A 12,604-nucleotide genomic window follows, 5' to 3' on the forward strand; every position below is an offset into this window, starting at 1 on the left:
CGTTACCTCACGACATTATTAATCTAAGCTTCTGGCAGCCTGACTCAACGAATCTACCGGTCGGGGCTCCTATTGCTCCGGTTGGCGCACGACCCTAAGGTAGGGCGTCTTGGTGTTCCAGCCTTCGGGAAAGTGTTGCCTAGCGTCATCATTCGATAGCGATGGCGAGATGATGACATCGTCACCGTTTTGCCAGTCAACTGGGGTGGCCACTTTGTGCTTGTCAGTTAGCTGAAGCGAATCGAGAACCCGCAGTATCTCGTCGACATTACGTCCTGTGCTGGGTGGATACGTCAAAGTGAGACGAATTTTCTTGTCAGAATCGATGATGAAGACCGTACGCACCGTCAGTTTGGGGTCGGCTTTGGGATGGATCATTCCATAAAGCTTCGCTACCACCTGATCTTCGTCAGCCAGCAAGGGGTAGTTCAGGGCCGTGCCCTGAGTCTGTTCAATATCCCCCAGCCAGTCGTGGTGAGAGCTGAGGGGATCCACCGAAACCCCAACCAGTTTGGCACCCCGCTTGGTGAATTCGTTCTTTCGCTTGGCAAACGCGCCCAGTTCTGTGGTGCATACTGGCGTAAAATCAGCGGGGTGCGAGAACAGAACCGCCCAGCTGTCGTCAAGCCATTGGTGAAAGTTGACCGTGCCTTGTGTGGATTCGATCGTGAAGTTTGGTGCTGTCTCGCCCAGTTGTAGCGCCATGGAAATGTCCTCATGTCATTCATTGAGTAGCCACCATAACTTTGAAGTCAACTTTAAGGTCAAGCCTGATGTGTAATATTTGCAATTCGATAGGAGACAAATAATTTGTCAATAAAGGTTGACCTTAAAGCAGCTGTAAGCCTTAAAATTCTTACGGCGTTAAAATGGATATGATAGGAGGTAGCACCATGGGATTGGTATCAATACCCTTGTTGGCCGTCTCCATAACTTAAGTTGCGATAACACATTGGAATCTCTCTCTTCCATCGGCTTGGTCGGCGCCTTTATCGGCGGATTGGTCTCCTTCTTCTCGCCCTGCACGCTGCCCCTGTTACCGGCCTACCTGTCGGTGGTCACAGGCGGTAGTGCCGGTAAAGCCGACAGGCGGTTAGAGGCATTGACCCTCAGTGCCTTCTTCGTCTTCGGCTTCAGCATCGTGTTCATCCTACTCGGGCTCGGCGCCAGTAGTATCGGGCAACTGATGCGAGGGTATCGCCAAGAATTCAACTGGGTTGCCGGCTCGGCGGTGATCGTGCTGGGCCTCTTCATGACCGGCGTGTTCCGATTGCCGCTTTTCCAGCGTACCTTTCAGTTCACCCCCAATGTCCAGGGTGGCTCTCCGCTTTCGGCTACTGTGTTCGGGGTATCTTTTGCCATCGGCTGGACGCCCTGTATCGGCCCCATCCTGGGCGCCATCTTGATGGCCACGTCCAATGCTGCTAGTGCCCAGGCTGGAATGATATATCTCAGTGCCTACTCGGCTGGCCTAGCGCTACCTTTTCTTGCCAGCACTTTACTGATTAACCGATTCGCTCTGCATCGGCAAAGCCTAGGAAGGTGGAGCGCCTATGCTCGCCCCGTGGCGGGCACGGTTGTGATCCTGATGGGCATCGCCATCGTCTCGGGTACCATGACGCGGCTTTCCAGTATCATGGTCGACCTTTTTCCCTCCCTGGCGACCCTGGGGTAGCCAGGCCGTCAGAGAAGTAGAGATTAATTTTGGCTCTTCGACGTTGGGTGTGGAATTCGCCCCCTGAGCTGGGCCAGAATATGACCTCCACAGCGGCAGGAGGTATGACATGGACGGCACCCAGATTCTAACACTCGGCCTGGGCTTGGAAGCGCCCTGGATCCTCAAGAACCAGTACCTGGATACCGCCGTGTCGCCCCACCGCCTGGACCTCTATGTCGAGGCGGAGCGAGGCAGTCTCTATCCCTGCCCAGAATGTGGTAAGGCCTGCCAAGCTCATGACTTTGCCGACAAAACCTGGCGGCATCTGAACTTCTTTCAGCATCACTGTTACCTGCATGCTCGCGTGCCGCGCACGAAGTGTCCTGACCATGGCGTCAAGCGCATAGAGGTGCCCTGGGCCCGGCCGGGCAGCGACTTTACCCTGCTGTTCGAGCAAGCGGCCATGTCACTGGTCAAGGAGATGCCGGTACTGGCCGTCTCCCGCCAGTTGGAGATTTCCGACAAACGACTATGGCGCATCGTGCACCACTACGTTGGCCGCATGTTGGGGGAACTGGATCTGTCCAAGGTGGTGACGGTCGGCGTGGACGAAACCGCCTCCCGGCGCGGTCATCGCTATGTCACGGTGTTCCTCGACATGCAGCGCAAGCGGGAACCGGTTATCTTTGCCGTCCCAGGCTGCGGCAAGGATGCCATCCAGGCTTTCAGCGCCTTCCTGGCGGCCCATGGCGGCGACCCGAATAATGTGGTCGAGGTCGTCTGCGATATGTCGCCAGCCTTCCTTAGCGGCGTGACCGAGCACCTTCCCAAGGCCGAGGTAACGGTCGACTGGTTCCATATCGTACAGACCTTCACCAAGCGGCTGGACGAGGTACGCAAGAAAGAGCGCCGGGAGCAGGGGCACCCCAAGTCGCTGCGCTGGGCCCTGCTGAAGAACCTGGATAACAAGAACCTGACACCCAAACAGCTTTCGGCGCTCCAGGAGTTGGTGGCCGATCAGAGCGCCACGGCCGATGCCTGGGTGATCAAGAAGAAGCTACGCTGGATCCAGAAGGCTCCAACGCCCAGAGCGGCTCGGTGGCGCATCACGAACTACCTCAAGGTCATGCAGGCGGCGGTGTCTGAAAAGCCACTGCTGAAGCCGATGGGGAAAGCCCTGGCGACGCTTGAGCGGCACGCCGACGCGGTGGTCAGACGCTGGCTCTCGGGACTGACGAACGCAAGACTGGAAGGAATGAATGGTCTGTTCCAAGCGGCTCGGTCACGAGCACGTGGCTACCGGAACGAGGCCAACTTTATCGCCATGATCTACCTGATTGGCAGCCCGGTGGGCCGCCTATTCGATCAGGCCAAATCCACGTGAAGTGACGAAGAACCAGATATTGTTACTTAATAGCAATCATCCTAAGTCGTAAAGCATTGCCAATCACGCTCACTGAAGAGAGTGACATCGCCGCCGCCGCGATAATCGGTGATAACAGCATACCTGTGAAGGGGTACAAAATCCCTGCGGCAATGGGGATGCCTGCCGCGTTGTAAGCAAAGGCAAAAAAGAGATTTTGGCGAATATTACGCATGGTGGCTTTTGAGAGCTTATGCGCCGTGGCAATACCGGTAAGATCTCCTCGCAGTAGAGTAACCCCAGCGCTTTCTATCGCCACATCGGTGCCGGTTCCCATGGCAATGCCGACATCCGCTGTAGCCAGCGCAGGTGCATCGTTCACGCCGTCGCCGGCCATGACAACAATGCGCCCTTCATCACGGAGACGCTGAATCACTCGGCCTTTATCCTCTGGAAGCACTTCAGCTTCGACCTCATCAATGCCTAGCCGACGTGCCACAGCGTTGGCGGAGGTGCGATTATCGCCTGTCAGCATCACCACTCGAATGCCGTCAGCCTGGAGTGAACGAATGGCTTCTTCGGTGGTTTCCTTGACCGGATCGGCAATGGCGAGCAGCCCAGCTAAATTCCCGTCGATGCTCGCAAAGATGACAGTAGCACCGTCGCTGCGCAATTGATCGGCATGTGTGTCTTGAGACTGGGTGTTAACGCCCTCGCTTTCCATCAATAGCCGGTTGCCCAGGGCAATACGCTTGCCATCTATCTGGCCTATAACGCCCATGCCATTGGGAGCCTCGAAGTCCAACGCTTCTGTTAATTTTACCTCTGCCTCTTTAGCCTTTTCGACTATTGCATGGGCCAAGGGGTGCTCGCTGCCTCGCTCAAGACTAGCTGCCAAGCGCAAAAGCTCCGATTCAGCAATGCCTTCAGTGAGAATCAACTCGGTCACTCGTGGTTTGCCTTCGGTAAGCGTGCCGGTTTTGTCGACGACGACGGTGTCGACCTTCTCTAGACGTTCAAGAGCTTCGGCATCGCGAATCAACACGCCTAACTGGGCACCGCGCCCTACACCGACCATAATTGACATGGGGGTAGCAAGACCTAGCGCGCACGGGCAGGCAATGATCAGAACACTAACCGCCGCAATAAGGCCAAACGCCATCGGCGGGGTAGGGCCCCACAATGACCAGGCGATGAAAGCCACAACAGCAATGAGAATAACGACGGGTACAAAGATGCTGGCGACTTTGTCGGCAAGCCCTTGAATGGGTGCGCGGCTGCGCTGGGCGCTGGCGACCATTTGCACAATCTGCGACAGCATCGTGTCCTGGCCCACCTTGTCAGCGCGCATGACAAAGGATCCTTGACCATTGATGCTGCCGCCAATGACGCCATCGCCGACTTCCTTTTTCACCGCTAGTGGTTCACCGGTAACCATGGATTCGTCAACGTTGGAGCGACCTTCCATCACTTCGCCATCTAATGGCACCTTATCGCCGGGGCGCACCCGGAGACGATCCCCTACCTGAACCTGGTCAAGAGAGATATCTTCCTCATTGCCCTGATCATCAAGGCGTCGAGCGGTAGCAGGCGCCAAGTCGAGCAGAGCACGAATAGCGCCAGAGGTTTTTTCACGAGCGCGTAGCTCTAATACTTGTCCCAGTAAAACTAAAACGACAATCACTGCCGCTGCTTCGAAATAAACGGCCACCGAACCATCGGCTTGACGGAAGGCGTCGGGAAAGATGCCCGGTGTGAGGGTGGCCAGCAAACTGTAGAGCAACGCGGTGCCGGTACCGATCGCGATTAGCGTGAACATATTAAGGCTGCGATGCACTAGCGAACGCCATCCGCGTACAAAGAATGGCCAACCTGCCCAGACGACTACCGGCGTTGCCAGCAGCAGTTGAATCCAGTTAGAGGTTTGCTGGGAAATAAAATGCATAAGGCCAAACACGTGGCCACCCATTTCTAGGGCAAACACGGGGAGGGTCAGTACTAGGCCGATCCAGAAACGCCTGGTCATGTCCTTGAGTTCGTCCGAAGGGCCGGTGTCAGCAGAGACGGTCTCAGGTTCCAGCGCCATACCACAGATTGGACAGTCGCCTGGGCCTTCTCGTCGAACTTCTGGGTGCATCGGGCAAGTATAAATAGACCCCGAGGGTACTGACGCTTGTGACTGTTTGCTTGGCTCAAGATACGCATCAGGCTTGGCAATAAACTTTTCCTGACACTTTTCTGAGCAGAAGTACCAAGTCTTACCCGCGTGATCGGCACGGTGGCGGGAGGTATGGGGATCAACGTCCATGCCACAAACAGGGTCTTTCACCTTTGTCTCGTTATGGTCTTCAGACATCGTTCATTCTCCCCGTTTGGCGAACAAGGCGCATGGCTTCGTGCTCTTCAAGTGCTAAAAGGGAATCTAAGAGCTCTTTAGCCTCAGGAATTTCCGCTTTGCCAACGAGGGTTCGATAAAGGTTTATCGTTTGTTCATGGAAATCAAAAACCTCTCGGCAAATGTCGTCAACACTTAGCGTGGAATAGGGCGCATCGCAGGTACGATGCGTACGGATAGGTTTATGCTCCAAATAGTCATAAACGTAGGTTTTTAATGCTTTCGCGTCAGCAGTCTGTTCAAAGCGCGCCACAACGCGCTGCATTTCCGCTTCCTGTGCAGCTAAGTAATTGAGCAACATGCGAGCGCGCTCTTCTTCGTGTATATCGGCGCAATGAGCAAGGCAAGCTGCAAGATGCTCGTGTAACTGACGGGTCCAATCGATCAATTCACCAAAGGTTCTAACGTCCATTTGGTACCTCCTATAACGCTATTAACGTTAATGAGTGTGAGAGTGCTCGCTATCGTTTGAAGCGTCGCGTTTGGATAGGAAAATCCATTCGCCGAGTAAAAGAGTAGCCATTACTACGCCAGCAACGATGAGCACCATGGGGTCCGAGATGGCTTTTACCCATAAAAAGCCGATTAACACGACAGCATCTAGTAGTATGGCAATGCTAGGAATAACAGGATTAGCCCCCACTCTGTCCTTGAGATGACGAAGCACACCCCAGTGGATGGCCATATCCATGATCAGGTAGAAAATGATGCCTAATGCTGCGATGCGGCTCAGGTCAAAAAAAGCGGTGAGCACTAAGCCAAATACGATGGTGTACACCAGTGTATGCTTTTGTACACTGCCGGGCATGTGGAAATGGCGGTGAGGAACCAGCTTCATTTCTGTCAGCATGGCGAGCATGCGTGAAACGGCAAAGACGCTGGCGATGATACCGCCCGCCGTTGCCAACATGGCGAGAATGACGGTAAACGCAACTGCCGCTTCACCCAGTGCGGGACGGGCAGCGGCGGCCAGGGAGTAGTCTTGGGTTTCGATAATTTCAGGCAAAGATAGGTTGCTGGCAACGGCAAAACCGACAAGGGCATAGATCACCACGCATAGCGCAATCGAGATCGTGATAGCTTTGCCAAGATTCCGCTTAGGATCTTTAAGCTCCGAACCACTATTGGTAATCGTCGTGAAGCCTTTAAATGCCAGTATGCCGAGCGCCGTAGCACCTAAAAAGCCCGTTATCGTAGGCGTAGGTGCATCGTTGCCAGCACCCATTTCGATGGAGTCGGCAATAAACACGCCGACAATACCAAACACTATAATGCCACCTATTTTGATAAATCCGAGCACCGAGGCGACGGTCTCGATCAAGCGGTTGGCGGATAAATTGATCAAAAAGGCTATTAGCAGTAAACCAACCCCGAGTAGGGGCACAAATAGTGAACGATCCCCCAGGTCAAACAACTCAAGCGTGTAGGAACCAAACGTTCTCGCCAAAAAACTCTGTGCGATCACCATGGAAAAATACATCAGGAGGGCATGAAAGGCGGTGGGAAGCGTCGGGCCATACGCTTTCTGTAAATACATGCCAATCCCACCTGCTGATGGGAAGGTATTGGACATTTTAACGTAAGAATAAGCGCTGAAAGAGACAATGACGGCAGCGGCCAGAAAGGCTAGAGGAAATAGCCGACCAGTCATTTCGGCCATTTGGCCGGTTAGCGCAAAAATACCGGCCCCAATCATCACGCCGGTGCCTAATGCAACGGCACCGACCAACGAAAGACTGTTTTCTTTATATTGTGGCGTTCTATCCTGCCCAACCATGAAAGCGACTCCTTGTATTAACGGCAACCACAGCAGCAATAACTGCCGAGGACTCCTGTGCGGTGTTTTTTGATGCTATATAAATTAAATATAGAACCTATGTGCAGCCACATGGCAAATGACTAACGGAAGGTCTGATTTTGCGAGGCCACAGGCAAGCAGCTCTTACCCTAAACTAGCTAGTCTTGCTCCTGGTTGTGTCATGTAGCCGTTATGACTATTAATGACAGCTCCAAGGTTCCTGTTTAGCGTTGTCTTTAACGTTCTGATCGACGAAACGGTAATACTCCTTCTTAAAGCGGTTCCACCGATCAGCGCTGACCTGTATGTCATGGAGCTTGAGAATTTTTTCAACGTCATCGATGCAGAGCCTCAGCGCATCGTAAGCAAGGCTGATATTTCGGTTTTTCTCGTTGTAGACCACCTTATCCATTCCATAGAGTCGGTCGATATCTGACAGCGCTTCTTCAATGCGTTTGGATTTACTAGGCTTGATTTTTAAATTCCGAGTCACCAGTGTGTTTTTGGAAACACCCAAGCGGTGCTCTTGTTGTGTCGTTTTCATGGTCTTTCTCCCAGGCGCGTACATGTATATATAGAGTGGTTCAGTCCTTGTCTATTTTGTTCTTATGACCGCCGTGGTGTTTATGCATGAAAATATGCATCAGTGGGCATGCTGCCAAAAAGAGGAAAGGTAAGAACTGAAATAGGTGGAGACGGTGCTCGGTTCCAATCAGGTATCCCGCCCAAATGACAAACCCAGCAAGTGGCACCCACAACATCAGCAAACGACTACTTGTACTGTTACTCATAATCACCTCAGTAACTCGCCCAAAGAGCCAACAGCAGTTAAGGCCGTTGGTTTGGGAAAAATCAAATAAATAACCCCAATAACAGCATGGATGATTTGTCTGAACGCAACCTGAACAGCATCGGAGGGAAATATGATCCTGATCAAGCGCCTCGCAAAAAGTAGGCGATAATTACCCAAGCGGTATCCATAGCCTCATTCCCATCATCATTAGGTTTTCGGTGAGCGATACAAAGCTTAATGGGTATTACTGTTGCCGACACAGGCGCACTTGAGCTCACGTTTATCGAGGTATATCGCTTTAAAGACAGAACCTGTCACACGGTGCCAACGAATAGCGCCAGTGGCGCAGCCAGCCAGATAAGCGTATCGGCCAGCAATTAGTAGCTTCGGAAGTATCTAGGCGTGAAGGTAAACGTAACTGAAGGGGACTTGGCGCTGGGCGTGCAGGTCATAGTTGAGAAACATGGCGCTAAAGCTCGCTACGCCCTGCAGCTTTTGCAGACCCGGGGGTATGATCGCTGTGGCTACGGCATACTCTAGCACGCGTGCAGTGAATATTATGCACTGAACCTCCCAACTGGCAGAAAAATCGATGAGTAACGCAGTGGCAAAAATTGCCAGCACAGGGCGATAGGTGGTCGCATTAGGGTCTGAAACGCTAACTCCCAGGTGCTCATGAAGCTCTTCATAGCCGCCAATACGTTCATAGCCCAGATATCCCTGGGAAATCGTATCGACATGTTCCTGCTCTGTAAACGCGTCAATCTCTTATCGCGAAGTCAGCAGGTTTACGTTCACCTAAGGCCCATGTGCACGAGCAGGTCAACGATCTACAAGCCAAACGGACATATGTACTCTCCTGTTTGCAACCATAAGCGCGAGCGCTGGAGTGGGTCGTTGTCACCGTTATGAACCTCTTAGTTGTTTATTAACCTTGGCCGCAGAAACTGAGTGCAACACCTGAGCATTTCGCTAAGGTGTTGTCCCATGTCTTACCTCGAACTCAGTATTGAAGAACGTGCCAGCATCCAAGTGGGTCAAGCCCAAGGGATGAGCCTTCGGCATATTGCCCAGCTCCTGGGGCGAGCTCCTTCAACCATCTCTCGTGAAATACGCCGTAACCAAATGGCCCAGAACGGTTACTGCGCCCGGTATGCCCAACGTCAGCGAGAAAAGCGTCGAGAGGTCTGTCGTCCTGCGCGTAAGCTTTTGCCAGGCACCGAGCGGTTTGATCTCATCGTGCATATGTTGCGGCGACGCTTGTCTCCCGAACAAATTAGCGGCAAGCTCAAGACGATGAAACTACCTAATTTGCGCGATGCCTACGTCTGCCGAGAGACCATCTACACGGCCATTTATGCCTTGCCTGTTGGCCACCTTCGCAAGGAACTGATTCACTGCTTGCGACAAGGTAAAACCACACGCAAGCCTCGCCGTGGCGAAGTGGATCGACGTGGACAGATCCCTGACATGGTCAGCATTCACTTACGTCCGCCCGAGGTCAGTAAGCGTGAAATGCCCGGCCACTGGGAAGGCGATCTGATCAAAGGTAAGAATAACGCGTCCGCGGTAGGCACCTTGGTAGAGCTTAGCAGTGGCTATCTGGTCCTCGCAAAAATGGACGACGCCACCGCCACATCCGCCGTAGCAGGTTTTAGTGCCGCCCTGAACCGAATGCCGGCCACCGCTCGAAAAAGCGGGTATCCGGATTAAGTGGTAGATGGAGCCCCCTTGCTCCTTCGAACCCTTAACTCTCCCAGAAGGTTGATAGATCGACGCCGTAGTTTTTCTCAGGCTCGGGAAGACCCATGCTGTAGGTCATGGTGGCCTTGCCCAGGAAGGGGGATTCCTTGATCTGCGGCACCTTCTTCTTGTGCTTGGTGGTGTAGAGCATCCGGGCCCGCATCACCTCGAATGAGTAGCCCCGGCCATCGCGGTTCTTGTCCTTGGCCAGCCGATTGATCGACTCCGTGAAGGCGTTGGTGATTGGGGTGTCGGTTTCGAAGTAGGCCAGCACCTCCTCGCGCCATCCGCTGACGGCGCTGACGAGATCCTTCCACACCTCTTTCTGCCCCTGTGGAATGTCGTCAATCCAGCGGGCCAGCGCCTTTTCGGCATCACGCCGGGTGGTGCTGTCCCAGATGTGGTAGAACCGCTCCTTGTGCTCGTAGGCCGCCAGGAGCTGAGGGAAGGCCCCTGTCCATGTCTCCATGATAAGCCGCTCGCGATCTGAAACGTCGTGGGCACGCTTCAGCAGGATCTTCCTATCGCCCTTGAGGGTCCGCCGCTGGTTTGGCTTCAGATCCTTCCTGAGTCCCTTACGCACCTTCTCCAGGGCTTCGTTGGCCATCCGCACCACATGGAACTTATCGACCACAATGCGAGCCTGCGGCAGTACCGCCTGGACAGCACGGCGGTAGGGTTTCCACATATCCATGCTGACGATCTCGACCTGGTGGCGCTCGGTCATGCTCATGAGGCGCCTCGTCACCGCGTCCTGCTGGCGACCGGGCAGCAGGTCCAGTAGGGTACGCTCCTCCAGGTTGGTCAGGATGCAGCGGTAGCGGCGGTTCAGGTACAGCTCGTCGATCCCCAGGCAGCGGGGTGTCTCGAAACGATGCCAGGCTGCCAGGAACTCAGCCTTCTTCTTGAATATCTCGCGGACAGTCTTCTCGTCGAGGCCCGTGGTATCAGCCACGTAGGCGTAGGGGTGATTGAAGGCTTCCTTCTCGACGTGGTTGTAAAGCCTCCGCGTCATGCGGTGATCGTCTACCATTTCCGGAAGAGCTGGCCGGAACGTCCTTCCACACGCCCGGCAGGTGTAGCGGCGACGGACCACCCAGAGGGTGACCCGCCTTCCGTGGATGGGTAGGTCGCGATAGGCCACATCGCGCTTGCCGAACCTGACAAACTCACTCTCAACGCCGCATTCCTCGCAAGCTAGAGGCTCAGGAGCTTCGACCTGGTAGTGGAGATCATGCTCTTCCATCTTGGTGGCTAGGACGTGGTACTCGGGAAGGTGCAGGATGTTGTCAGGCAAGCTGGTCATGCAAACTTTCCTTGTCGACATGGTCCATAGATGATTGCGACTCTTTGACCGCGTTGTTTTCTACGAACTGAAGGTGATTTACTCCCTTGGGTCTTCTGCTTCTCTGAGCCCTTCATGCAATGACGCAATTAGCGGGCAAGTGATATTGCCTTGTTGTGCATGGCATCGGTCGACCATTTCGCTCAGCACCTTCTCAATTCTTTCAAGCCTGTCGATCTTCTCGCGAACGTCCCCTAACTTGTGCTCTGCGAGAGCACTGGCTTCTTGACAGTGGGCACCATCTTCCAGCCGAAGTAGGTCACTGATCTCATCCAGACTAAAGCCCAGCTGCTGCGCCGTTTTCACGAACGTCAACCTGTCGATATCGGCGGCACTATAGCGTCGAATACCTCCGGGAGGTCGTTCGGGCTCCGATAATAGCCCTCGTCGCTGGTAATAGCGGATTGTCTCGACATTGACGCCGGCCGCCTTGGCCAGGCCGCCAATGGTCATGGTGTCCGCCACTTTATCTGCATGTCTCTTCATGATGCTTGACTCCGTACCAAGCTACGGAAGTAACCTTATCGTAGCTCCCCCCATCCCGAAAGGAGAATCGTCAATGCGGACACCTAAAACGGGGCGAGGGCCCCTGGCCGCCGGAGGAGTCGCGGCCCTCCTGGCCTCGGCGTGTTGCCTCGGCCCGCTGGTTCTGATCACGCTGGGCGTTTCCGGCGCCTGGATCAGCAATCTGGCGTCGCTGGAGCCCTATCGCCCGCTCTTTATCGGCGTCGCGCTGGTGGCGATGTTCTTCGCCTGGCGTCGCGTCTTTCGGCCAGTGGAAAAGTGCCAGCCGGGAGAGGTGTGTGCCGTGCCACGGGTCAGGACGGGCTACAAGGCGATCTTCTGGCTCGTATCGCTGCTGGTGCTAATCGCCCTGGTATTCCCCTACGTCTTGCCCTTGTTCTATTAAAAGGAGATCTACCATGAAAGCTCGTTTCGCCTTCATCGCGCTACTCGCCCTGCTCAGCACGCCCGCCTTAGCGGCCTTGCAGACCGTGAAGCTGTCGGTGCCGGGCATGACCTGTGCCGCCTGCCCGATCACCGTCAAGGCCGCCCTCAACAAGGTGGACGGCGTCTCGCAAGTCGACGTGAGCTACGCGGATCTCGAGGCCGTGGTCACCTTTGACGACGCCCGAACGTCGGTGGAGGCATTGACCGAGGCCACCACCAACGCTGGGTATCCATCAACCCCGACATCCTCGCAAGCGGATCGAGAGTGATCATGAAGAATCCCAAGACCCTGCTGCGCGTGAGCGTGATCGGCACCGTCCTGGTGGCATTGTGCTGCTTTACGCCGATCCTGGTGATCCTGCTTGGCACGGTGGGCCTGGCGGCGCTGACGGGCTATCTCGACGTTGTGTTATTGCCGGCCCTGGCCTTCTTCATCGGCCTGACCATTTATGCGATTTGGCGTAAGAAGCAGTTCGACGCCTGTTGTGACAACGGCTCTATCAAATCAAGGAATACGCCCCCTGAGTGACATCAAGCAGCTGCACATCGCGGTCATCGG

13 protein-coding genes and 1 pseudogene are annotated in these 12,604 nt (G+C 54.6%); 6 read left to right on the top strand and 8 right to left on the bottom strand.

Annotated features, from left to right (window positions below; all coding sequences use genetic code 11):
* Positions 1-69: 69 nt before the first annotated feature.
* A complete protein-coding gene (locus NF683_RS15325; protein ID WP_074211540.1) occupies positions 70-705 on the bottom strand; it encodes a peroxiredoxin in 636 nt (211 codons plus the stop codon).
* Between the two features lie 247 nt (positions 706-952).
* Between NF683_RS15325 and NF683_RS15330 the strand changes: the two genes are divergently transcribed.
* Positions 953-1,675, top strand: a complete 723-nt coding sequence (locus tag NF683_RS15330; RefSeq protein WP_022522193.1) for a cytochrome c biogenesis CcdA family protein — start codon at positions 953-955, stop codon at positions 1,673-1,675.
* Positions 1,676-1,784: 109 nt separating this feature from the next.
* Complete coding sequence (locus NF683_RS15335; protein WP_253920404.1) at positions 1,785-3,041, top strand: ISL3 family transposase; 1,257 nt, start codon at positions 1,785-1,787, stop codon at positions 3,039-3,041.
* A 22-nt stretch (positions 3,042-3,063) separates the two neighbouring features.
* On the opposite strand, the gene NF683_RS15340 is transcribed toward NF683_RS15335, so the two are convergent.
* The 5 genes from NF683_RS15340 to NF683_RS15360 form a co-directional block, all read right to left on the bottom strand.
* Complete coding sequence (locus tag NF683_RS15340) at positions 3,064-5,376, bottom strand: heavy metal translocating P-type ATPase (protein WP_008958466.1); 2,313 nt, start codon at positions 5,374-5,376, stop codon at positions 3,064-3,066.
* Positions 5,369-5,827, bottom strand: coding sequence for a hypothetical protein (locus NF683_RS15345; protein ID WP_008958467.1), 459 nt, complete (start codon positions 5,825-5,827; stop codon positions 5,369-5,371). Before NF683_RS15345 ends, NF683_RS15340 begins: the two co-directional genes overlap by 8 nt.
* 27 nt (positions 5,828-5,854) lie before the next feature.
* Positions 5,855-7,192, bottom strand: a complete 1,338-nt coding sequence (locus NF683_RS15350) for an APC family permease (protein WP_008958468.1) — start codon at positions 7,190-7,192, stop codon at positions 5,855-5,857.
* Between the two features lie 220 nt (positions 7,193-7,412).
* Positions 7,413-7,757 carry a hypothetical protein gene (locus NF683_RS15355; RefSeq protein ID WP_022522184.1) on the bottom strand — a complete coding sequence of 115 codons (345 nt, stop codon included), beginning with the start codon at positions 7,755-7,757 and terminating at the stop codon, positions 7,413-7,415.
* 40 nt (positions 7,758-7,797) lie between these two features.
* Positions 7,798-8,004: a DUF2933 domain-containing protein gene (locus NF683_RS15360; protein ID WP_153844206.1), complete on the bottom strand. Its 207-nt coding sequence runs from the start codon at positions 8,002-8,004 to the stop codon at positions 7,798-7,800.
* Positions 8,005-8,993: 989 nt separating this feature from the next.
* On the opposite strand from NF683_RS15360, the pseudogene NF683_RS15365 reads away from it, so the two are divergent.
* A pseudogene (locus tag NF683_RS15365) lies at positions 8,994-9,704 on the top strand (IS30 family transposase); the annotation flags it as partial.
* 49 nt (positions 9,705-9,753) lie between these two features.
* Here NF683_RS15365 and NF683_RS15370 read toward each other — a convergent pair.
* A complete protein-coding gene (locus NF683_RS15370; protein ID WP_253920405.1) occupies positions 9,754-11,055 on the bottom strand; it encodes an ISL3 family transposase in 1,302 nt (433 codons plus the stop codon).
* 78 nt (positions 11,056-11,133) lie between these two features.
* Entirely contained in the window at positions 11,134-11,580 is a 447-nt protein-coding gene (gene merR / locus NF683_RS15375; RefSeq protein ID WP_006911920.1) for an Hg(II)-responsive transcriptional regulator, read from the bottom strand.
* Positions 11,581-11,653: 73 nt separating this feature from the next.
* On the opposite strand from merR, the gene merT reads away from it, so the two are divergent.
* From merT to merF, 3 genes are read left to right on the top strand one after another with little or no spacing between them, the layout of a single operon-like run.
* Positions 11,654-12,004, top strand: coding sequence for a mercuric ion transporter MerT (merT, locus tag NF683_RS15380; RefSeq protein WP_008957404.1), 351 nt, complete (start codon positions 11,654-11,656; stop codon positions 12,002-12,004).
* A gap of 13 nt (positions 12,005-12,017) precedes the next feature.
* Entirely contained in the window at positions 12,018-12,314 is a 297-nt protein-coding gene (gene merP / locus NF683_RS15385) for a mercury resistance system periplasmic binding protein MerP (protein WP_006911918.1), read from the top strand.
* Between the two features lie 2 nt (positions 12,315-12,316).
* Positions 12,317-12,574: a mercury resistance system transport protein MerF gene (gene merF, locus NF683_RS15390; protein WP_008957403.1), complete on the top strand. Its 258-nt coding sequence runs from the start codon at positions 12,317-12,319 to the stop codon at positions 12,572-12,574.
* The last annotated feature ends 30 nt before the right edge of the window (positions 12,575-12,604 follow it).

It is taken from the genome of Halomonas sp. MS1 (assembly GCF_024182575.1).
In the GTDB taxonomy this organism is placed as follows: Bacteria; Pseudomonadota; Gammaproteobacteria; order Pseudomonadales; family Halomonadaceae; genus Vreelandella.